Origin of the sequence: Exiguobacterium sp. Helios (genome assembly GCF_014524545.1) — a bacterium.
Classification (GTDB): domain Bacteria; phylum Bacillota; class Bacilli; order Exiguobacteriales; family Exiguobacteriaceae; genus Exiguobacterium_A.
In genome coordinates, this window is sequence record NZ_CP053557.1 from 20,405 (window position 1) to 42,867 (window position 22,463).

Genomic DNA, 22,463 nt, shown 5'->3' on the forward strand with positions numbered 1-22,463 from the left:
GATACGTTACGGTAGAAAACGTATTTCAGACAATTAAATGACTTCTTTTTATCGCGAGAGACGGAGGGACTGGCCCGATGATGTTTCGGCAGCGGACGATTAAATCGTACTGTGCCAAATCCAGCAAGCTGCGGCTTGAGAGATAAGAAGAGCGTCTTTTTCAGTAAAGACCTCCTTCTTTCTTGCGAAGGAGTCTTTTTTTGTATTTGTAGAAAAGGAGTGGTTTTATGAACGAGACGATTATACCGAACAAATGGGCACTTCTACCGTTACTTGTCTTTTTAGTTCTTTTTATCGGTGCCGGTATTTTTTACGATGATTTCTACAAATTCCCGATTCTGATTGCGGCTTTGATTGCCTTGATTTTTGCGGCGGTCACAACGAAAGGCAGCATCAATCAAACCGTGGAACGGATTGCAACGGGTGCCGGAAATCCGGACATCATGATCATGGTCTTTATTTTCTTACTTGCCGGTGCCTTTTCCGGAACGGCCGATGCGATTGGCGCCATCGAAGCGACCGTCAACGCGTCGCTGACATTTTTACCGCCTTCTCTTTTAATGAGTGGATTGTTTATCATCGCTGCTTTCATCTCGATGGCGATGGGGACTTCGACCGGTACGATTGCCGCACTTGCCCCGATTGCTCTCGGAATTCATGAAGCAACAGGTGTCAATGTTGCGATTGCCGCGGCAGCTGTCGTCGGCGGTGCAATGTTCGGTGATAACCTGTCATTCATTTCCGATACAACGATCGCAGCAGTCCGGACGCAAAAAACCAATATGCGCGACAAATTCAGAACCAACTTCATGATCGTCTTGCCGGCAGCAATCCTGACGGTCATCATCTTGGCTTTCGTCTCAGGTACAGGAGACGTCGTCGAAGCAAAAGCGTTTGAGTTTTATAAATTGATTCCGTATCTGTCTGTCATCGTCCTCGCCTTGTTTGGTGTCAACGTCATCCTCGTCTTAGTCGGCGGAACCGTTTTGACGGGTATCATCGGTATGATGGACGGAAGCTTCGGCTTAAGCGGCTTCGTCCTGTCGATGTCTGAAGGATTGATGGGGATGGCAGAAATTTCGATCTTGACGTTATTAATGGGCGGACTCGTCAGCCTGATCACCTTTAACGGCGGGATTGCTTATCTGAAAGAAATCCTGACGCGGAAAATCTCACAACGCCGCGGCGCGGAATTCAGTATGGCGGCACTCGTCAGTGCAACGAATCTCGCGACAGCGAACAATACGATTTCGATTCTTGTCGCCGGACCACTCGCTGCGGAAATCGCCGATACGTATGATATTGATCGGAAGAAATCCGCCAGTATCCTCGATATCTTCTCGTGCGGTATCCAAGGAATCATCCCGTACGGAGCCCAGTTGCTGATTGCAGCGGAATTAACGAAAACGGCTTCCCCGGAACTGATTCCCTATCTGTTTTATCCGTTCCTGCTTTTCGTTTGCGGATCTCTTGCCATCGTCTTCGGCTTCCCGCGTCGAAAAACAGCTGATGTGCGTAAAAAAAATGTTTCGTAAAAAATACAAGACCCGTCGCTTTTGCGATAGGTCTTGTTTTGACTTATTTTTTCTGGTCTTGGCGGTTGAGAATAAAATACGCAATCGCCGGAAGCGGGAACTGAATCAGTCCTGCGCCTCCCCAGATCCACGGATTCCGTCCTGTCTTCCGTGCACCAAGGAACAAACATGTCGCTTGTGTCCCTAACAGGGCTGCAAGGCCGGCCCAAACACCTTTTGGTACGTTTTTAACAGATCGTTTCATAAAATACACCTCGTTTCCTTTATAGATTTACCCTCCTCTTTTCGCTTTCTAACCGGCTTTTTCCTCCCTTGAGCGTTGAAACGGACGTTCTTGCTTGTTCATGCTAAACTAAACGAGCAATTCCATATTCTCGTTTCATTAAAGGAGGAGTATACACATGCAATACGCAAAACTTTCAAATGGTGTCACAATTCCACAAATCGGATTCGGTGTCTGGCAAGTCGATGAAGAGACGGAAGCACCGGCTGCCGTCGCAGAAGCCATTCGTGTCGGTTACCGTCATATTGATACGGCTGCCGTTTACAAAAACGAACGTGGTGTCGCCAAAGGAATTAAAGAAAGCGGCGTGAACCGTGAAGATCTCTTCTTAACGTCTAAAGTATGGAACGATGATATTCGTGCCGGACGCACTAAAGAAGCTTTCGCCGAGTCACTTGAACGTCTCGAGACCGATTACCTTGATCTCTATCTGATCCACTGGCCGGTTGAAGGATATATCGAAGCATGGAAAGCGATGGTTGAACTTTACGAAGCCGGGAAAATTAAAGCCATCGGTGTGTCGAACTTCAAAGAACATCACCTCGATACACTTGCTGAAGAAGGATTAATGACACCGATGATCAATCAGGTCGAACTTCATCCGCAACTTCCGCAACACGAACTGCATGAATATTTACAGGACCATAGCATTCAAGTTGAAGCGTGGAGCCCGCTCATGCAAGGGAAATTCCTCGAAATCAACGACTTCAAGGAAATTGCCGAAAAACACGGTAAATCTCCTTCACAAGTCGTCTTGCGCTGGCATTTGGATAACGGTATTGTCGCGCTTCCGAAATCGGTCACACCTGAACGCATTGCGGAAAACTTTGACGTCTTTGACTTCCAACTGGACGCAGATGATCTCGAGAAGATTGATCGTTTGGCAACGGATGTTCGTCTCGGACCGGATCCAGACGAAATCGACTTTTAAGCACTGACTTTACACATACAGGAAAGAGAGGCGGATGTCACATCCCCCTCTCTTTTTCTATGTCCTTATATAATGGAGTTGTACAAGGAAAGCCCTATACATAATAGACGAGAATCGTATCCTGCGCTTCTTCCGCCTGGTGAAAATAGGCGCGTAGATTCCCGAATTGTTCCCAAACCTCATCGAATTCACCTTGCCGGCCGGCCTCCTGATAAATCACTTCCAGTGCCCGTCGATCAAAATTACGCATGACCTCCGACGAAATGATGAGTAGCGGTAAGGGAAGGATGCCGACGATTGCCGCATGCTCCTCATTGACGATTAGTTCTTCCCCGACAATCGCCCGTCCCAAATTATAGTGGGTTTCCTGGTCAATGAAGATATCGATTTGGCTCATCAACTGATACAGTGGGGTCGTCTCTTCGAGTGCGAATAATTGCTCATGATCGGGTTGTGTTTCATGGATAAACAAAATCCAGTCCATGATGATGTGGGGATCATCTCCAAACGAATCCCAAACGGCATCCGCGACTCGAACATAATGTACGTTTTCCATCCTCCCCCTCCTTTCCGGTCGTTTTTTTTAGTATTCCCATTTTCACATCGCTTTAATGACGATTATCAAAATCTCTACCAATAAAAAAAGGACCAGATGACTCTGATCCTTCTCATATTAAATGGCTTTTTCTTTCCGGTCTTCATCCTGCCACGCCTCGAGCGTTTCTTTCCCCGGAAGATTCGGAATCGAATCTTTATGGAAACGGGGATCCTGACCATTTTTACGTTGTACTAAATAATCATCGAGTGCCAGCTTCGCAATTTTGGATAAGCGGAAAATTGCATACAAGTTAACGATTGCCATCAAGCCCATGAAGATGTCCGCGAGCGCCCAGACAAGTCCCGCCGTTTGAACGAGCGAACCAAACACAACCATGCCGAGGACGATGACACGATACACCATCATGATTTTTTTATTGTCATTGATGAAACTGATATTCGATTCACCGTAATAATAATTTCCGACAATCGAACTGAAGGCAAACAAGAAAATCGCAAGCGCCATAAATGCAGTAGCCAATGGACCGACCTGAGAAGCGAGTGCCCCTTGCGCCAAATCGATTCCGGCGACCGGTGCTCCACTCGCATCCTGCGTCGCAACACCACTGACTAGAACAATCATTGCTGTCGAAGAACAGACGAGCAGTGTATCCACAAAAACCGCAAACGATTGAATCAACCCTTGTTTGACAGGATGGGACACTTCTGCCGTCGCAGCAGCATTCGGCGCTGAACCCATACCGGCTTCATTTGAGAAAAGACCACGACGAATTCCGTTTAAGACCGCTGCTCCGATTGCTCCACCGGCAAGTGTTTTGAATTCGAGTAATCCTTCCTGGAAAATCAGACCGAATACGTTCGGTAACACCTCTAAGTTCGTCACCATGATGTAGAGAGCAATCAAGATGTATCCGCCTGCCATAATCGGGACGAGGAAGGCTGACACCGTCGCAATACTCCGGACACCGCCGAAGATTACGAGTGCCGTTAACAGGACAAGTCCAACTGTAATCCACGTTTTATCTACCCCATACTGACTTTGAAGCGATAATGAAATCGTATTGGACTGGACTGAGTTGAAGACGAATCCAAACGAGATGGTAATCAAGATACTGAAAACGACGCCAAGCCAGCGTTGTCCGAGCGCTTTTTCCATGTAATATGCAGGACCGCCACGCCAAGCTTTTTCGTCACGTACTTTATAAATCTGAGCGAGCGTACTCTCGACGAATGCTGAAGCGGAACCGATTAAGGCAATCAACCACATCCAAAAGACCGCACCCGGTCCACCGAGCGCAATGGCTGTCGCGACGCCGGCGATATTGCCGGTCCCGACCCGTGCCGCTGTACTGATGGCGAAGGCTTGGAACGGCGACACACCATCTTTCCCTTTATCCGTTCCTTGGAACAACAGCCGCAACATTTCCGGAATCATCCGAAACTGGACGAACCCCATTCGAATTGTAAAATAAATTCCCAGACCAACCAACAAGATGATCAAGACACTCGACCATAACAAGTCATTAATACTACCGATTAAATCCATCAGTTGTTTTTCCACAGGTATTCCTCCTTATGTAAGCCTCAATCATGTAACCTTTTTTCACATGTGTTCTATGATACGAAAATAATTTTAGAAAATCAAATTCATTTTAATACCCGATAACCCATATGATTTGAGTTTCACAACTCAAACCTCACATCGAATGTTAGATTTCACAAAAAAAAAGAGACTGACGTTTGGGTCAGTCCCTCGGTAATTGAATTGCCTCAGATAAACAGATTCAGGTTCGAACCATCTGTCGCTCCAAGATAACTTGCGACACCGCCGTAATCGATATCGTCGAGTAACTCTTCTTTTTTAATCCCCATGATATCCATCGACATCGTGCAGGCAATCATCCGGACACCGGCTGCTTGAGCCTTCGCCATCATCGTCTCTAGAGCATCGACCTGTTTATCCTTCATGACTTTTTTCATCATTTTTTGACCGGCTCCACCCATATTCATGTTCGAAAGTGGGAGATCACCGGCATGTTTCGGCATCATCATTCCCATCATCCGTTCCATCGGTGCCTTGTCGACAGCAGGTGCATCCGGTTTACGGATGACATTGAGTCCCCAGAACGTAAAGAACATCGTCACTTGTTTCCCCATCGCCTGTGCCCCTTGCGCAATGACGAATGATGCAAGTGCTTTATCAAGATCGCCGCTGAATACGACCATCGTCGCATCATCGGCAGTTGTGGCGACTAATGATACCGGTTGGTTCGTAGCATTCCCTTTTTCAAGGAGGACTTCAACGATGCCTTTATTCATTTCCGCCGTGTGGACGGTATGCCCCAATTTTTTTGCCCACGCTTGAACATCCGGCAGGAAACCGGGATCGGATGCTTTAATAAAGACTTGATCCCCGTCCTGTAATTGATCAATTTTCGTTTTCAGCTCCAGAATCGGTCCCGGGCACTGTAAACCGCATGTATCGAGTAACGTAATCTGTTCTTTCGCCACTTGTTTCGGCTCACTTTTTATCGTCGTCACAGCTGTTTCCTCCTGTACTTGACTTCTCGCTTCGCGGTCACGGTTGACCGTCGCCCACGTCTTATAACCGCCGCTCAAATTTTTGACGGTAAATCCGTTCTGTTTCAGCAATTGACTCGCGACATATCCACGGAGTCCGACCTGGCACGTCACGTAAATCGTCTGATTTTTCGGCAATTCGTCAAGCGATTGACGTAACGTCGGTAATGAGATGTTGACTGATCCCGGAATCGAACCGAGTTCATTTTCCGAAGGTTCGCGAACATCGAGCAATAATCCGCCGTCCGCGACAATTTGGTCAATCTCATGCCAATGAACGTTTTCGCTGTCTCCGAGTACGATATTCGAGGCAATGTAACCTGCCATATTGACCGGATCTTTTGCTGAACTATAAGGAGGCGCATACGACAATTCAAGATCCGGAAGATCAAGTACTGTCAGTCCACCTTTAATCGCCGTTGCCAAAACGTCGATTCGTTTTTCGACACCTGTCATCCCAATCGCCTGTGCTCCGAGAATCGTTCCATCCACCGGATCAAATAACAGTTTCATCGAAATCGGACTCGCTCCCGGATAATAGCCGGCATGTGAACCGGGGTGCAGGTGAATCGCTTCATAACGGCGTCCTGACTGACGGAGACGTTTTTCATTGTTTCCGGTTGCAGCAACCGTCAAATCAAACACTTTTGCGACTGCTGTTCCGAGTGTCCCCGTGTAACGGACATCTCGTCCGGCAATGATGTCGGCGACGAGACGTCCTTGACGGTTTGCCGGCCAAGCCAGCGGGACATGAACCGGTTCCCCCGTAATATAGTCTTTGACTTCGATCGCATCACCAATCGCAAAGATGGAAGGATCAGATGTCCGCAACGTCTCATCGACTTGAATCGTTTGTTTGATGCCGAGCTTTAGTCCAGCTTCCGAAGCCAAGTTGCTTTCCGGCATGACCCCGATGGATAAGATGTTCATTTCTGTCTGAATCGTTTTTCCGCTCGTCAAGACCACACGGTTCCCCGCTTCTTCAAAGCGTGACACACCGTCCGCTAAAATCAACTCGACGCCTTTCGCCCGTAAGTGTTCATGAACGATGGCTGCCATTTCCGGATCGACCGGTGCCATGACTTGATCCGACATCTCGACCAGCGTCACGCGTGCTCCGCGTTCGACTAAGTTTTCCGCCATTTCAAGACCGATGAATCCGCCGCCGATGACCGTCGCATGTGCCGGACGCGCTTCGTCGACATACTGACGCATCTTATCGGTATCCGGAATGTTCCGTAACGTAAAGACATTTGTTGCTTCCGCTAACCCCGAAATGCCTGGACGGATCGGTTTTGCGCCGGGTGACAAAATCAACTGATCGTACGTTTCGTCATACTCTTCTCCCGTATCCACTTTACAAATCGTCACCGTTTTTTGCTCGCGGTTGATCCGGATCGCTTCCGATAAATTCCGGACGTCCAGATTGAAGCGTGCGTTCATCCCTTCCGGAGTTTGAACCAGCAATTTATTCCGGTCTTTAATGACGTCTCCGATATAGTACGGAAGTCCACAGTTTGCAAAAGAAATTTCTTTTCCACGCTCTAAAAGAATGATTTCTGCTGTTTCGTCCAATCGACGTAATCGCGCCGCCGCAGTTGCTCCACCAGCTACTCCACCTACAATGATCGTTTTCATTCCGGTTTCCTCCTCCAATGATCTCCAATGTTCTATGTGTACCAATATACCCATTCAGGTATATCTTTTCAAGTTATCTGTTCGTTGATTCACAAACTTGTCGGAACTTCAGATTAAAATTGTTCCTTCGATGATAACGGACATTAGTTGCAATTCCATCTAAAATGCTTGAAACTGAGATTACAGTATTTATAAGGGGGATTTTAAAATGGACCAGGATCGTAACTCGAAAGACACGAACGATAACAAAGTCACACCGATCAACCAAAACAGTCAGCCCGAAACAAATGAAAACGGGGTAACGGCTGTGCAACAACAATACCTTGAAGAATTCCAAGCTTTCTTAGTAGAAAAAGGCATTCCGATGGAAGCACGCGAAAATGAAACACACGTCTTCTTCATGACACAGGAAAAAACACCATCAGGCGCAGAACCGATGATGATGATCGTCTTCAGCAAAACGGCGACGGATGTCGAGTTATTCGCCCGTACAATCACACACGTGCCAGACGGTGTCGAAGATCTCCCAATCTTAAATGCGATCAATGACTTTAACCAAGAATTCAAATACTTCCGTGTTGTCCTCGACAGCGACCGTGATGTCACGATTGCTTCAACGATTGACCTCGATCACGGCTTTAATCCGGCAGCAATCTTCGGACACTCTGTCATGATGTTCCAAGCTTCCGACGAAGTATTTGCTTATCTTACGAAATTGTATGACCAAGTTCAGTAAAATATCGCTTAAAAATGGCTCTCGAGACAACTCGGGAGCCATTTTTTTCATTTTCAGGTTCAATTGACAATGAGAATTATTCTCGCTATAGTTAGATTTGTGAAAACGACATCATTTTTAACACAATCATCTTATTCTGGGGGAATAGATTATGAAAAAAAGCTTAAAAGTAGCATCACTCTTTATGACTGCAGGACTGCTTGCGGCCTGTGGAAACAGCGAAGAGACGACGACGGCTCCTAAAAAAGAAAAAACGGAGCAAACATCTGAGACGAAAACAAACGCCGGTATCGCCGCTACGACCTTAAAAGATGAACTGACGATCTTCAGTTCCATCAAAGCGGAGCTCGACAAAGCAAAAGAAAATCAAGCGATTGACTGGAAAATGGTTCAGACGAGCTATGACTCAAAATTAAAAGGCGGCGTCACGACAGCTGCTCCTGAAATTGATGAAGTCATCAGTTCCGCATTAGCAGGTGTCGAATCCAAAGAACTTGATGAGAATATTGCCCGCCAACTCGTGGATAAAGGCATTCAGTCTTATTTCTATAAACTTCAAAAATCAACACAAGCAACGGCGGAAGAAGCCGTTAAGGCCGGAAAAACGGACGAAGCGACAGCTGCACTCAACGACATTCAAGACATGTCAGAGACAGTCTTCATTCCGACGGCTGAAAAACGGGATGCCAGTTACGGCTTTAAAAACGAAGACTCGATCGCTCAAGCCATCAACTCCGGATTGACAGCGCAGGAAGAAGCGATTACGGCAAAAAACATCGCCGATTTTAATGTTGCGAAACAATTGACGGATAAATCGATTTACCGGTCGTTCTATCTCGCCGCTCTCGGATACGCTCAAAAAATCGAAGACGGTGTCAAAGCCGGCACAGACGAAAAAGAATTGCAGATGGAACAAGCTGAAGGATACGGATTCCTGCTGGCCATCGAAGAATCACTTGCCGGCGGCGATGAAGAAGCCGTCGCTACATTAAAAGAACGCTATGATTTCTCAAAAACAAAACCGGCAGACGTTAAGTTCAAAGAAATCGAGAGCTTGTTCGCCAAAGCACTAACGGAAAAGATTGACGGCTACCACGAAGAAACACAAGAAGCACTTGAGAAAAAAGATATTGATACAGCACGCGTCGAAGCGATGGAAGCTAACATGTTCGTCATTGCCATGAAACCGACACTCGAAAATCGTTTAGGCAAAGAAACAGCACAAACAGTTTTGGCAGATGCGAGTGCCTGGTATGCTCTTGTCGAAAAAGGTGATCTGAAGGCAGAAAAAACAGGTGATCAAATCACTGACGCGTTAGAGCCGCTCAACTAATCGTTTAAAATCGGAGGAATGCCCTATGCAAATCGGAATTACAGGAGGAGCCGGCTTTATCGGGGCGGCGCTTGCACTACGTCTTCAAGCAAGCGGTCACACCGTCTATGTCATCGATGCTTTTACCGACTATTATGATGTCGAATTGAAGCTGACACGGGCAAAGCAGTTACAGGCTAACGGGATTGACGTCTTTGACGGCAACGTCCACGAAGATTTGGCAACGTGGTGTGCCTCCCACTCGTTTGCTGCCCTGTTTCATTTGGCAGCATTGCCGGGTGTCCCGGGCTCTTTAACTGAACCCCATCGCTACATCGAAGATGACATCGCGATGACGGTGACTGTCCTCGAAACAGCTCGGACCCACGGTATTCCGCATGTGTTTTTTGCTTCCTCCTCTTCCGTTTACGGTGAACAGACCGGCGCCTTGCTTGAACATCAAGCGACGGGAAATGTGATGAGTCCTTACGCAGCAGCTAAGTACAGTGCGGAAACGTTTTGCCGGACCTATCAAAATCTGTATGACCTGAACATGACGATCTTCCGATTTTTCACGGTATATGGTCCGTCCGGTCGACCGGATATGGCATTGTTCCGCTTCATTGAACAAGCGTTGGACGGTCAAGCGATTACCGTTTTCGGCGATCCGGTCCGTGACTTCACCTATATCGATGACATTACCCGGGGCATGGAACAGGCGCTTGAAGCAAACGCGACAGGCCTCTTCAATCTCGGTGCCAATCGTCCGGAATCGGTTCATGATATCGCCATGTTACTTGGGCAACGGTTTAACGTACCTGTCATTTCGGCACCGGCCCGACCAGGCGATGTCTCAATGACTTGGAGTAATACCGAGGCGGCCCGGCAGACGTTTGGTTACGTTCCTTCCTTTACGCTCGCTGATGGAATCGAACGGATGATCACATGGCATCTCGAACGTCGGTGATCCGTGGAGTTGCGAGCGTCTTCTTGACGTTGGCAGCTCTTTTTTTACTTCTGCGATTCGGCTTGGAACTGCCGACTGCCTGGCGCTATATCAAAACATTGACGACTTCTTACTGGACGCTGGCCGCAACGTTCAGCTACGCACTTGCTTTTTATGTCCGGGCGATTGCCTGGCGGACAGCCGATGAAAAAACGGCTCCGACAGCTGTCTATCTGACGAGTCTCTATATCGGACTGGCTGTTAATCATCTATCCCCCGTCAAGCTTGGGGAAGCGGTCCGCTTGTTGACAGCCCGTGCCATTGGCAGTCCTCTCAAACGGACGACCGCCATTTTGGTCGCACAACGCGGGATCGACCTATCCGTACTCGGTCTTTTCGTGGCGGCCGGGGTATTATTAGGACAAACCGTTTGGGTCGCTGCCTTGGCACTCACAGGAGGTCTCGTCCTCTTACTGCTCGTTCGCAGATTCATCCAAGCGATGCCGGCATTAATCGGATACGGTCTGCTCGCTTGGGTTTTTGAATCCGTTGCCGTCGCTTGTCTTTTCGAAGGCGCCGAAGTGACCGTTCCTTTTCCCGTCATTCTCGTCGCGATGAGCGCCGGGGTCCTGTCCGGCATCGCCCAATTCACACCGGGCGGGCTCGGGACGTATGAACTTGCCATGGGAACCGTCCTGCACCTGTCTGGTGTTCCGAACCCGTATGAGCTTGCCTTGATGACCCATCTCTTTAAATACGCGTTTGCGTTTTTAGCGCCGGTTTATGTACTCATCCGTCATTTTAAGACGGTTCAATTACTGTTTTCCCAGTTCAAGAAGCACAACACGAAAGGATGACCTGCATGAAAAGTGCTTCCCGCTTTGAAAAAGTTGCCGCACGGATGTGGAACTTACTGAATGAAGGTAAACCCTTCACACCGATTTTTACACTGGGTGTTTTCCTGAGCTATACGCTTTTAGTTCAAGGTTCACTCAGCGGTGCCGGCTTCGGTTTCCTCGTGACACTGCCGCTGCTCGTTTTATATTGGAAGTTTGATTTCCCGTTATTTTTACGGAACTATCTTTGGCTGCCTTTGATTGTCTGGCTATTTATAGAAGGAACGGATTCCCGTCTGCTCCCGCTATTCGCGTACGGCGCCGGTCTCTACTTCTTCTTTACCGTCTTTTTCTGGGGAACGATTTATTATCATCTCCGGATCGGGACCGACTGGTTGAATTTCACCCGGTTTTGGAAGCTCGTTCTAAAGAACAGTGACTCAACAAGCGGAAACGCCCAGGAACAACTGCCGAAAGTCGGATTGTTGCTTGCCTATTGGCAAACGGCTTCAATCGAACAGACGCTTGACTGGTCTTATCTCTGGTTTCCGCTCGGACTGTTCCTGTTCGCTTGGATCCTGCATCATTATCTGTTTGATTGGAAACCGAAATTACCGACGGAGTCGACCGTCGATGCACCGGTTCCCGGTTCGTCGAAAGTTTATGTCCTGATTGTCGACGGCATGCGGAAAGATCGTTATATGGCAGCAAACACTTTTTTCCTTGAGCGATTGCGCCAGGAAGGAACGGAGTATACGAACATGGAGACGGTCTATCCGGCCCGGACCGTCGTCTGCTTCAGCTCGATGTTCACAGGCGCACGACCGGAAGAACACGGGATCCATTCGAACATGGTCTGGAACACGACCGGTGTCAAAACAGACACGGTCTTCGATCGACTGCGTGACGTCGGCAAGACCGGTAAGATTCTCGGTATCGCCCATCTCGTCGATGCGTTCGGTTCTAAAGACGTGCATACCGTGACAGCCGTCATGCATAACGATATCGCCGACCGGAACATCATCGACCGCGCCAAACAGATCGTCCGGGACGAAGATCCGGATTTACTGGCGATTCAATTGATCGGAACCGATCAGACCGGTCACAGCCGCGGCACCCTTTATTCCGAATATGTGCAAAAAATCGAAGAGGCGGATGCCTTGTTGGCTGAGTTTTGTGACGATTTGGACCGGCTTGGTAAGCTCGACGATGCAACACTGATTGTCATGGCGGATCACGGACAAGCCGACGGAATCGGCGGTCACGGTCATCTCGATGAAGGAGAACGGTTTGTTCCGTTCTGGATGTACGGCAAACACGTCCATGCCGGTCTGAAAGTTGATACACACCGGCATATCCTGTCACTTGGACCAACGATTACGAAGTTGCTTGGTGCTGCTATCCCGCACGACAGCCGCGGTGTCTTACTGACGGAAGCCTTTAAGGAGGAATCCTCATGAAAAAAATCGTCGTCTTTCTTCCGGCCCATAACGAAGAAGTCTCCTTGCCGCTTGTCTTAAAACGCATTCCGGCTGAAATTGACGGGCTTCCCGTCGAGACCATCGTCATTGATGACGGTTCGACGGATGCGACCTCGGACATTGCACGGCGCCACGGCGCACACGTCTATCGCTTTTTCGACAACCAGGGACTCGGTGCGGCTGTCCGCGAAGGACTGCTCCGGTCTTACGAGCATGGGGCAAGCGTCGCGGTCATGATCGATGCGGACAATGAATATCCGGCTGACCAGATTCCGGATGTCGTCCGACCGATCCTCGCGGGTAAAGCGGACTATGTGTTCGGTTCCCGTTTCTTAGGGACCGTTGACGGGATGCGCCTGTACCGCTATATTGGAAATCATGTTTTCACCTGGTTACAGTGTCTGTTGCTGAAACAGCGGATTTATGACGGACAAAGCGGGATGCGGGCCTTTTCCCGTGCAGCGTGTAACCATGCAGAAATCATCCACGACTACAACTACGCTCAAGTCCTGACACTGAACCTTGTCCGGAAAGGCTTCCGGTTGCACGAAGTTCCGATTCGTTACCGTGTGCGCGAAGCCGGTAAGTCCTTTATCCGTTTGAATTATGTCCAGCGTGTCTTACCTGCGATTTATCGGGAATGGCGTCGCCCCGTCGTCCGCTTATCCGCTGAAGAACGTTTTGAACGAAAGGAGCATCTTGGATGAAAAAACCGCTTGTATTGACCATGATTGCCTTCTTAATCCTGTTGACCGCGCCGCTGTCGGCATCTGCCTACAGCTACGGGGATCCGGGAAAAGAGGCGTTCGCGGAAGCCTATAAACAGTTTGAAGAACAACTCGACCAAAAAGATTACACATTAGCGCGGGAGACGATTGACGCTTACGATAAAGAATTCACGCTATACTTCCCGGAAGCGAAGGAAAAAATTGATTCCGCTTTGGCAGACCAAGATGCAGCAGCAGCCAAACAGGCGTATCGCGTCGCTTTACGTCAAAATATCGAACGCCGTCTGCATTTCGCACAGGAACAATTCGATGACTTTGGCCAAGCGAAATTGTTGCTCGCGAAGGCACGCGGCACATATGACGTCCTCGCCCCTTATGTTAAGGAAAGCGAGGGTGCAAAGACAAGTGATTCCTTGTATACTGCATTTGATGATTCGCTTGCTGCTCTTGGAAACCCCGGATTGTTCGGAGTCGGTAAAAAAGCAAGTGACCGCAAAGCGTTTGACCAAAACATCAAACAGATTGAAGAGACGGTCACACCGTTATTCATTTTGCCGGGTGAGGAAAAGACCGGTGTCTTCGATGAAGAAGACTCGATTTTCGGTCAGTCTTTCGGAACGGACGATATTTGGAAAACGGTCGCCATCAGTCTCGTCATCATCTTAATCGTCATCGTCATCATCGGTCAGCGTAAGAAACGACGCGCTCAATAAGGAGGAAGACACATGGATTTTCAGGCGTTTTTAATCACCCTTCGCGAATGTCTCGAAGCCGTCCTGATCGTCGGCTTGATTCTCGGTTATCTCGATCGGCTCAATGCACCACAATATAAAAAATGGGTCTACGCCGGTGTTGGACTTGCCTTACTCGCGAGTCTGGGTGTCGCCTTCCTGTTCCAGGTCGTCTTTACGAGTTTCGCAAGCTTCGGCAGCGATACGTATTTACGTCTTGGAATCATGATCATCTCGGTTTTCCTCTTGACGCACATGGTCCTTTGGATGGGCAAGGAGGCGAAAGAGAACCAGCAGGCTTCACAGGCGAAAGTCGCGGCTGCCGTCTCGACCGGCAGTGCGATTACGATGATCGTCCATTCGTTCCTCGTCATCGTCCGGGAAGGGATCGAAACGGTCTTCTTCTTCGCCGCGATTTCCGGCGGTGAAATCGAAAAAGTCCTGACGAGCTACGGTGCCGTCTCCGGTCTCCTGCTCGCCTTGATTTTCGGTTACCTGTTCGTTTCCGGGACGATGAAGATTCCCGTCAAGCGCTTTTTCCAAGTGACCGGCGTCTTGATTTTATTCATTGCAGCGGGCATGCTTGTGCAAACGATTGGCCGGTTCCAGGATCTCGGCTTGCTCGGCAGTCTGTTGACGAATGCGGACGGAACACCGGCTGCGCTTTACAATATCGTCGCTTTCATGCCGGAACACTACATCGATCAAGTCCAGTATTTGCGGGACACGGGCAATACGACTTTGATCAGCGGACAAATCGGCACGTTCATGGGTGCGATGTTCGGCTACAGCCACAACCCATCCATCGAGCAGGTCATCGCGTGGTGGGGATACTTCGCCTTTGCCGGTTTTATGTTAACACGTCAAAATCGGACGTCAAAAACCGCTAAGAAACTGCAGGAGGTCTCATGACGGTTCGGAGCGGTCATCCACATCGACGTGGACGATCGCTTTTTTTCATCGCTTGTCTGTTATTGTTCGGGTTCACCGGCATCCGTCTGGCATTCGTCAGTCCGTTTGTGGCAAGCTACGACATTGCGAATTTCACACTGGCTGTCGGTCAATACGATTTGGCCAATCTGCAACCGCACTTCCCCGGATACCCGTTTTTCATCTTACTCGCGACCGGTCTCGCGCGGCTTGGTGTCGATCCGGTCCGTGCACTTGGTATGATTTCGACATTCGGTCTCGCAAGTGGTGTCATCCCGTTGTATCTTTTATTCAAACGCTGTTCCCTCGACACCGTTCGGTTGCTCAGCGCGTTTACAGTCGTCTCGATTGCTTCGCTTGTCACGTTGTCTGCAACCGGTATGTCGGACGGTCTCGCACTCGGTGTACTCTGTTGGTTCATGTGGAGTGTTGAACAGGCCCGGCAGAACCGTTTCCGCCTTTTGCCGTACCTCCTGTTCGGACTGTTAATGGCGACCCGGCTGTCATATGCGCCGTTCGGCATCATCCTCTTGTTTTTACTGTGGCAGTCACGTCGTGATGCATGGCAATTTGTATCGGAAACCGCCGTTCTCCTGCTTGCTCAACTCGCCTGGTTGTTGCCGGTTGCCTTCTCTGTCGGCGGACCAGCCTCCTTTGCCCAATTGTCGCTCAGTTTCGTGACAGGACACTTTTCGGACTGGGGAGGGACGGCACAAACGGATCAAGCCTCGCTGCTCGAACGACTTGGATTAACACTAAAACAAATGATCTGGCATGGATTCGGATTGGCGACCTGGCTCGGTCTTGCGTCTGTTTTATTCTTATGCGCTCAACGGATCCGTCCGCTTTCACTTTGGTGGTCTGTAACCGGGATCGGTTATTTTCTTTGGGTCTGGTTCGCGCAAAATATCGACAAGCCGCGGCATGTCTTACCGCTTGTCCTGCTTCTCGTCATCCTGTTCGTACGGCACTTATCGATCCAGTGGCTCGTTCCGTTTTTATGCATCCAGTTGGTAATCGGCAGCATTGCCTTGTATGAACAGGCGACTGCTCAGCCGGCAACGCTTCAGCTGGCGGAAGCGATCACCGAGTTACCGGCGTCAGCAACCGTCTTCACCGACGAAGAGGACCGGCAGTTTTTGATGAAACGACCGGCTGCCACCATCGTTCCGATTGGATCTGTAAGTAAATGGCGGGCAGAGCCGAAATCACAGGAAGTCTACCTGACCGGTCGATTGCTGGAACGGTTAAGGGCAGCGGATGTGCCGCTTGAAGCAACGGAAGTTTTCCATTTCACGAGTGATCGGCGGTTTGAGCCGGAAGATGCGGATGCACGGTTGTATCGGTTAATTTTACGTTAAGGAGCGAATTTGGATGAGTATTATTGGAAGCGGAAATACGGCGATGATCCAGAAAGAAAGCGAGACGATTGTTCGAAAACAGTTTCACGATTCTATTCCATTCGCTGCCATTCAACAGGAATTTCAAAATCATCAACGGATTCGTCATAATTTTCCGATGACCCCTCAAGTCTATGACTGTGTCAATCGATCCATTCGCATGGAGTATCTGTCAGGGGAACCGCTCGGTGACCTGATGCAATGTCATCCGTTTAGGATTTGGCGTTACATGACAAAAATGGTCATATCACAAAAACTTCTTCATGCATTATCCATTGCCGGCTTACCGCTTTTACAGGAACGGTATCCTGATCATGATAGGCTAGTAGGAGGCACTGCTTTGTGTCATGGCGATTTTCATCCATATAATCTATTACTCGTAAAAGAAGAACTGTACGTTATCGATTGGATGGATGCCTCTATCGGCAATCCACTGATGGACGTCGCCCGTACTTTTTTATTGATTCGCTACGGAGGACGAATGTCTTTACGAAACCCGGCAGAACGTATTTCCCGCTTCATCCTCAGTCATTTGTACCGTGTCTGTTACTTTAAGCGCATCAGAAAAGTCACCGGATTTAAGGGTTGTTTACGGTTGTGTGCAGCTTCTCGTTTGGAAGAGCAGATTACGCCTGTCGAATCCGTTCTGTTACAACGTTTTTTAAAGTGATGGATCCGGTCGACTCCAACGAATCACAAATCATCGCCACCTAATTAAGCTTAACGTAAAAAAATCACTCGCTTCACGCGTTTTCCTGTAGGAGTCGCGTGAAGCGAGTGATTTTTTGAATCCAGATTCTTATTGTATCGATCTTAACAGCTTAACAAAACGTCATGGAGAAGCAGACAACACGAAGTCTCCTGCGGGAAAAGCGGAAAGCGAAGTCTTGTCTGCGTATCAACGAATCTTAAAACGAATTCGAAGCACTTCCCTCGTCATTCAAGTTGAATACGGTCGTTCCATATAGTCAAATTGTCCACCACTGATTTCAATCGTCTTGACCGGTACGAATCCAAGACGTCGATACAATCGTTGCGCCCCCGCATTTGTCTGATCCGCATTTAACGTAAAGGCCCGTAATCCACGCCGTTCGCCTTCGTCCGCCGCTGCCTGCAATAGTTCAGACCCGATTCCCTTTCCACCGTATGCTGCATCAACGGATAACGTATCGAGATAAAAGACATCACCTTCCGTCTCCTGATCAATTTGCACGTCCTGTCCTGTCCACTCGCGGAGCTGACGCTTAATCGGTTCATCCAACCGCGCTGCATCAAATCCGGCATACGTGATGACGATGCCGACGACACGTCCGTCGAGTTCTTTGACAAGGATATTCTCGTGACTCAACCGGTTTCCGGTTTGCGTAACAAACAGCTCGAGCCGCTCCAAAATTAATTCCTTCTCCTGCGTTCCGGTCAGCGTCTCGGCAATTTCATGAATCGCCTGTTCAATCAACGGCGCGATTTGATCCGCGTCATTCGCAGTCGCTTGTCTGATCATTTGATTTTGCTCCTTTCTTCTTCTCTTATTATCCTAAAACAAAAACCCTCCTGATGTCAGGAAGGTTTGATTTGGTTCATTTCAACTCTGTTACCGGAATTGCTACCTCAACCGGTTCACGCGTCATCACTGAAACAACACGCCCCGCAATCGCGACGGCAAGCAACGTATATAACGTTAAGCTCAACGGCAGATAGACGAGTGAGATGACAAGGACCACGGCATCAAGACTAAATAAAATCGTCCCGATCGATAAGCCGGTCAGCTTACTGAGACCCATCGACAATAAATCGTCGCCTCCTGTTGCCGCGCCGCTTTTCAAGACGAGTCCGAGACCATATCCGGTCACGATACCGCTTGCGACGGCCGCAATCAGCGTTGCCGGCCAGGCCTGTTCCGGAAAATGAAACAGATCCAGTCGGTACCACATTTCGTAAAACAGAGACAAGGCGCTTGCTGAAATCAGCGCTTCCCCGACAAACCGTTTGCCTTTAAAATAGAGTGCTCCGATAAAAAATGGAATATCGAGTACAATCATCGAAATCGATGGATTGATGTCAAAAAAGTAGCGTCCGAGCAATGATAACCCGATAAATCCGCCTTCTGCCAAACCAAATTGTTCATTCAAGGTGTAGTAGCCAAACGCCATAAGCAGCGTTCCGGCTAAGATGGTAATAATTCGTTTCATGTGTTGTCCTCTCCCGTATCTTCCATGGGAGAGGATGTAATTGTCCCGTTTGGGTATTCATCTATTTTCGCTCTCCCTGATTTTTTTCAAGCCATTACCTTCCTGTTCAATGAAGATTGGCGCTGCTAAAAATCAGGTAAGCTGAATAGATGATCGGTCCTCTCGGTGTCCATCGGTTTCCACCCTTTCGTTTTGTTGTCCCTTTCATTATAACCTGAACTTCAGAAACTGAAACAGTTTTACACGTTTTTAACAAAACTGATATAGACGACACTCACTTGCTCACTCATTCACATTTTAGACAAATCTTTGCTCAATATTGAACAAAGAACTTGAAAACCACTTTGTGAAGTAATACACTAAGGATATCAAATGAATGTGATTTTTATCACAAACAAAACAAAAAGGGGACTTTACTCATGAAAGTAGCAGTCATCGGTTGTACACACGCAGGAACAGCAGCAGTTAAAGAATTGACTTCACAGCACGAGCAATTGGATATCACCGTTTATGAACGAAACGATAACGTCTCTTTCCTCTCTTGCGGTATCGCGCTTCACGTCGGTGGCGTCGTCGAGCATGCGGAGTCGCTGTTTTATTCTTCACCGGATGAACTGGCTGAGCTTGGTGCAGACATGCGCTTAAAACATGATGTTCTCGAAATCGACAGCACGAATCAAACGATTGTTGCCAAAAACCTCGTAACGGGTGAAACCGTTTATGATACGTACGATAAATTGATCATGACGACGGGTTCATGGCCGATCATTCCGATGTTACCGGGTATTGAACTCAATCAAATCGAGCTTTGTAAAAACTATCACCATGCCCAAACAATCATCAAAAAAGCGACGGATGCCCAGCGAATCACAGTCGTCGGTGCCGGTTATATCGGTGCCGAACTGGTTGAAGCGTTTGAAGCATACGGTAAAGACGTCACGTTCATCGACAGTGCCGACCGGATTTTAAATAAATACCTGGATCGTTCATTCACCGACATCATCGAAAACGAATTGACGGATCGCGGCATTCGTTTGGAACTGAACCAGACTGTTCAAAGCTTTACCGGTGTTGATGGAAACGTCACACAAGTCGTCACGGATAAAGGAACGTTTGAAACGGATCTCGTCATTCTCTGTGTTGGTTTCCGACCAAGCACGGAATTGTTAAAAGGACAAATCGACATGTTACCGAACGGTGCCATCATCGTCGACGAATATATGCGGACAAGTAATCCGAACATCTTTGCTGCCGGTGACAGCTGTGCCGTCTATTACAATCCGGCCCGGACACATGCATATATTCCACTCGCAACGAATGCCGTCCGTATGGGGACACTTGTCGGGAAAAACCTGCTTGCTCCGACAATCCGTTACCAGGGGACGCAAGGTACATCCGGTCTCCGCTTGTATGACTTGAACATTGCTTCGACCGGTCTGACGGAAGATGCCGCTCCATTCTTCGGTTTGGAAGTAGCGAGTACGACGGTTCAGGATGCCTACCGTCCTGAGTTCATGCCGACAGCTGAAAATGTCCAATTGAAACTCGTCTATGAAACAACGACTCACCGCCTTGTCGGGGCGCAGATTATCTCAAAAGTTGATTTGACACAAGCCATGAACACGTTATCGGTAGCCATTCAAAACGACATGACGCTCGAAGAATTGGCTTTCGTCGACTTCTTCTTCCAGCCCCATTACAACAAACCGTGGAACTTACTGAACCAAGCAGCTTTACAAGGCATGAATGAGCTGACATCGGAACGCGTTTAATGCATTGCCTTCCCCCTCTCTTTTCAAATCGGAGTCCACACCTGTGGATTCCGATTTTTTTATTTTTCATCCGGTCGATTCCGATAATCTGTTGCGGCTGCTTTGCCCAGTCTCCTTCCACAACTGAGAAAAACTTCACTCGGTTAACCAATTGACGTTTAGACGTGAAGTGACAGGGAACATACTTCTTATGCAAACGAAACCACTATCACAGGAGGAATCAATTCATGTCACAGTCTAACAATCCACTTACACAATATTTCAATGATGACTTCCCGAAACAATATCAGGAGGCGCCGGCTGTCCAGGCAAAAATGGAACCCGTTCCCGATTGTGGTGAAGAAAGCTACAAAGGATCCGGTAAATTAAAAGGGAAAAAAGCCTTAATCACAGGAGGCGATTCCGGAATCGGCCGTGCCGCTGCCATTGCTTATGCCCGTGAAGGTGCCGATGTGTTCCTCAATTATCTTCCGGAAGAACAGCAAGACGCGGAAGAAGTCAAAGCACTCGTCGAAGCAGCCGGTCAAAAGGCATACTTACTTGCCGGTGACCTCAGTGACGAAACATTCTGTCAACAACTCGTCAAAGAAGCACACGAATCTCTTGGCGGAATTGATATTTTGGCACTCGTCGCCGGTAAACAACAAGCTGTCGAGGACATCATGGACCTGTCGACGGAACAGCTCCGCAAAACATATGAAATCAACGTCTTTTCACTGTTTTGGGTCGTTAAAGCTGCCCTTCCGTTATTAAAAGAAGGGGCTTCCATCATTACGACGACTTCGGTTCAAGGCTACAACCCAAGTGCGAACTTACTCGATTACGCGTCAACAAAATTTGCCATCAACGGCTTCACGCGCGGACTTGCGAAACAAGTCGCGCCAAAAGGCATCCGCGTCAACTCGGTCGCACCGGGTCCAATCTGGACACCATTGCAAATCTCAGGTGGTCAACCAAGCGAAAACATTCCGGAATTCGGACAGGAAACACCGCTTAAACGGAGCGGCCAACCGGTCGAACTGTCGAGCGTCTATGTCTTCCTCGCTTCGGATGATGCCAGTTATGTGACGGCGCAAATTTATGGTGTCACAGGCGGAATCGAACTCGCTTAATTCAATTTTTTCAACCCGGCAGCTTTGATGGCGACATCAAGGCTGTTTTTTTTGTTATGAGTTGCTTCTCCCTGCCTGGTTTAGTCTAATGAAGATATACATAGGATAGGAGATGATTGATGTGACGGAAAAAGAAAAAATGATTCAAGGTCAATTGTATTTAGCCGGTGACGCGGAACTGGTCGCTGACCGGAAACGGGCCCAGATGCTTTGCCATCAATTTAGCCAACTCAGCATCGAAGAGTTGCCTGCCCGAAAGTCGCTCCTCCAGGAATTATTCCAGATTGAGCAGACAGATTTTTATATCGAACCGTCCTTTAAGTGTGATTACGGCTACAACATCACGCTCGGCGCGCGGTTTTATGCCAATTACGATTGTGTTCTGCTCGACATTTGTCCGATTACAATCGGCGACAACTGTATGCTCGCTCCGGGCGTCCACATTTATACAGCGACGCATCCTTTAGATCCCGTCGAACGCAACAGCGGTTATGAATTCGGGAAACCGGTTGTCATCGGCGACAACGTCTGGATCGGCGGACGTGCCGTCATCACGCCGGGCGTAACGATCGGGGACAATGCCGTCATCGCGGCCGGAAGTGTCGTCGTCAAAGATGTCGCCCCAAACACTGTCGTCGGCGGGAATCCTGCCCGTTTCATCAAATCGATTTGATTTCTCATCAAATTTTAATCTAATCCTCAGTCTCCTCTCACTTGCGGGCGCTATTCTAAGAATAAGAAAAGCAGCTACCACTACTGAGGAGG

The 22,463-nt window shown here is 48.5% G+C and carries 21 protein-coding genes and 1 riboswitch; of the genes, 15 read left to right on the forward strand and 6 right to left on the reverse strand.

The annotated features are described in order from the left end of the window. The first annotated feature begins 45 nt into the window (after positions 1 to 45). Positions 46 to 149: riboswitch (SAM riboswitch) on the forward strand. 78 nt (positions 150 to 227) lie between these two features. Then, positions 228 to 1,535, forward strand: a complete 1,308-nt coding sequence (locus HNY42_RS00165; protein ID WP_188004857.1) for a Na+/H+ antiporter NhaC family protein — start codon at positions 228 to 230, stop codon at positions 1,533 to 1,535. 43 nt (positions 1,536 to 1,578) lie between these two features. Here HNY42_RS00165 and HNY42_RS00170 read toward each other — a convergent pair whose 3' ends face one another. Continuing rightward, positions 1,579 to 1,779 carry a hypothetical protein gene (locus HNY42_RS00170; protein WP_188004858.1) on the reverse strand — a complete coding sequence of 67 codons (201 nt, stop codon included), beginning with the start codon at positions 1,777 to 1,779 and terminating at the stop codon, positions 1,579 to 1,581. A gap of 157 nt (positions 1,780 to 1,936) precedes the next feature. On the opposite strand from HNY42_RS00170, the gene HNY42_RS00175 reads away from it, so the two are divergent. Further along, positions 1,937 to 2,749: an aldo/keto reductase gene (locus HNY42_RS00175; RefSeq protein WP_026831792.1), complete on the forward strand. Its 813-nt coding sequence runs from the start codon at positions 1,937 to 1,939 to the stop codon at positions 2,747 to 2,749. A 94-nt stretch (positions 2,750 to 2,843) separates the two neighbouring features. Here HNY42_RS00175 and HNY42_RS00180 read toward each other — a convergent pair whose 3' ends face one another. From HNY42_RS00180 to HNY42_RS00190, 3 genes are all read right to left on the reverse strand, one after another. Then, positions 2,844 to 3,305: a hypothetical protein gene (locus HNY42_RS00180; RefSeq protein ID WP_131973469.1), complete on the reverse strand. Its 462-nt coding sequence runs from the start codon at positions 3,303 to 3,305 to the stop codon at positions 2,844 to 2,846. A gap of 117 nt (positions 3,306 to 3,422) precedes the next feature. Further along, positions 3,423 to 4,868, reverse strand: a complete 1,446-nt coding sequence (locus HNY42_RS00185) for an alanine/glycine:cation symporter family protein (protein ID WP_131503455.1) — start codon at positions 4,866 to 4,868, stop codon at positions 3,423 to 3,425. A 209-nt stretch (positions 4,869 to 5,077) separates the two neighbouring features. Next, entirely contained in the window at positions 5,078 to 7,525 is a 2,448-nt protein-coding gene (locus tag HNY42_RS00190; protein ID WP_188004859.1) for a CoA-disulfide reductase, read from the reverse strand. A gap of 208 nt (positions 7,526 to 7,733) precedes the next feature. On the opposite strand from HNY42_RS00190, the gene HNY42_RS00195 reads away from it, so the two are divergent. The 10 genes from HNY42_RS00195 (at position 7,734) to HNY42_RS00240 (ending at position 17,295) form a co-directional block, all read left to right on the forward strand. After that, positions 7,734 to 8,261 (forward strand): type III secretion system chaperone family protein, encoded by a 528-nt coding sequence (locus HNY42_RS00195; RefSeq protein ID WP_012371690.1) that lies wholly within the window; start codon positions 7,734 to 7,736, stop codon positions 8,259 to 8,261. Positions 8,262 to 8,412: 151 nt separating this feature from the next. Further along, positions 8,413 to 9,594 carry a hypothetical protein gene (locus HNY42_RS00200; RefSeq protein ID WP_188004860.1) on the forward strand — a complete coding sequence of 394 codons (1,182 nt, stop codon included), beginning with the start codon at positions 8,413 to 8,415 and terminating at the stop codon, positions 9,592 to 9,594. A gap of 25 nt (positions 9,595 to 9,619) precedes the next feature. Continuing rightward, positions 9,620 to 10,540: an NAD-dependent epimerase/dehydratase family protein gene (locus tag HNY42_RS00205; RefSeq protein WP_188004861.1), complete on the forward strand. Its 921-nt coding sequence runs from the start codon at positions 9,620 to 9,622 to the stop codon at positions 10,538 to 10,540. After that, positions 10,519 to 11,376, forward strand: coding sequence for a lysylphosphatidylglycerol synthase transmembrane domain-containing protein (locus tag HNY42_RS00210; protein ID WP_188004862.1), 858 nt, complete (start codon positions 10,519 to 10,521; stop codon positions 11,374 to 11,376). The genes HNY42_RS00205 and HNY42_RS00210 overlap by 22 nt, the downstream gene beginning before the upstream one ends. A gap of 5 nt (positions 11,377 to 11,381) precedes the next feature. Further along, positions 11,382 to 12,815, forward strand: a complete 1,434-nt coding sequence (locus HNY42_RS00215; protein ID WP_188004863.1) for an alkaline phosphatase family protein — start codon at positions 11,382 to 11,384, stop codon at positions 12,813 to 12,815. Next, positions 12,812 to 13,543 carry a glycosyltransferase family 2 protein gene (locus HNY42_RS00220; RefSeq protein ID WP_131503461.1) on the forward strand — a complete coding sequence of 244 codons (732 nt, stop codon included), beginning with the start codon at positions 12,812 to 12,814 and terminating at the stop codon, positions 13,541 to 13,543. The genes HNY42_RS00215 and HNY42_RS00220 overlap by 4 nt, the downstream gene beginning before the upstream one ends. Beyond that, positions 13,540 to 14,277, forward strand: a complete 738-nt coding sequence (locus tag HNY42_RS00225; protein WP_131973476.1) for a hypothetical protein — start codon at positions 13,540 to 13,542, stop codon at positions 14,275 to 14,277. Before HNY42_RS00220 ends, HNY42_RS00225 begins: the two co-directional genes overlap by 4 nt. Positions 14,278 to 14,289: 12 nt before the next feature. Further along, on the forward strand, positions 14,290 to 15,207 hold the full coding sequence (locus tag HNY42_RS00230; protein ID WP_131503463.1) for an FTR1 family iron permease: 918 nt from the start codon (positions 14,290 to 14,292) through the stop codon (positions 15,205 to 15,207). After that, positions 15,204 to 16,586, forward strand: a complete 1,383-nt coding sequence (locus HNY42_RS00235) for a hypothetical protein (protein ID WP_188004864.1) — start codon at positions 15,204 to 15,206, stop codon at positions 16,584 to 16,586. Before HNY42_RS00230 ends, HNY42_RS00235 begins: the two co-directional genes overlap by 4 nt. Positions 16,587 to 16,599: 13 nt before the next feature. Beyond that, the gene (locus tag HNY42_RS00240) at positions 16,600 to 17,295 is read left to right on the forward strand and encodes a phosphotransferase family protein (protein ID WP_188004865.1); all 696 of its coding nucleotides are present in this window, start codon (positions 16,600 to 16,602) and stop codon (positions 17,293 to 17,295) included. A gap of 270 nt (positions 17,296 to 17,565) precedes the next feature. Here HNY42_RS00240 and HNY42_RS00245 read toward each other — a convergent pair whose 3' ends face one another. Together HNY42_RS00245 and HNY42_RS00250 are read right to left on the reverse strand one after the other, a co-directional pair. Then, positions 17,566 to 18,126 carry a GNAT family N-acetyltransferase gene (locus tag HNY42_RS00245; protein ID WP_188004866.1) on the reverse strand — a complete coding sequence of 187 codons (561 nt, stop codon included), beginning with the start codon at positions 18,124 to 18,126 and terminating at the stop codon, positions 17,566 to 17,568. A gap of 76 nt (positions 18,127 to 18,202) precedes the next feature. After that, a complete protein-coding gene (locus HNY42_RS00250; protein WP_131973479.1) occupies positions 18,203 to 18,814 on the reverse strand; it encodes a YitT family protein in 612 nt (203 codons plus the stop codon). 419 nt (positions 18,815 to 19,233) lie between these two features. On the opposite strand from HNY42_RS00250, the gene HNY42_RS00255 reads away from it, so the two are divergent. From HNY42_RS00255 to HNY42_RS00265, 3 genes are all read left to right on the forward strand, one after another. Further along, the gene (locus HNY42_RS00255; RefSeq protein ID WP_188004867.1) at positions 19,234 to 20,586 is read left to right on the forward strand and encodes an FAD-dependent oxidoreductase; all 1,353 of its coding nucleotides are present in this window, start codon (positions 19,234 to 19,236) and stop codon (positions 20,584 to 20,586) included. Positions 20,587 to 20,813: 227 nt separating this feature from the next. After that, positions 20,814 to 21,698: an SDR family oxidoreductase gene (locus tag HNY42_RS00260; RefSeq protein WP_114596612.1), complete on the forward strand. Its 885-nt coding sequence runs from the start codon at positions 20,814 to 20,816 to the stop codon at positions 21,696 to 21,698. A 121-nt stretch (positions 21,699 to 21,819) separates the two neighbouring features. Beyond that, positions 21,820 to 22,371 carry a maltose acetyltransferase domain-containing protein gene (locus tag HNY42_RS00265; protein ID WP_370528962.1) on the forward strand — a complete coding sequence of 184 codons (552 nt, stop codon included), beginning with the start codon at positions 21,820 to 21,822 and terminating at the stop codon, positions 22,369 to 22,371. Positions 22,372 to 22,463 lie beyond the last annotated feature (92 nt).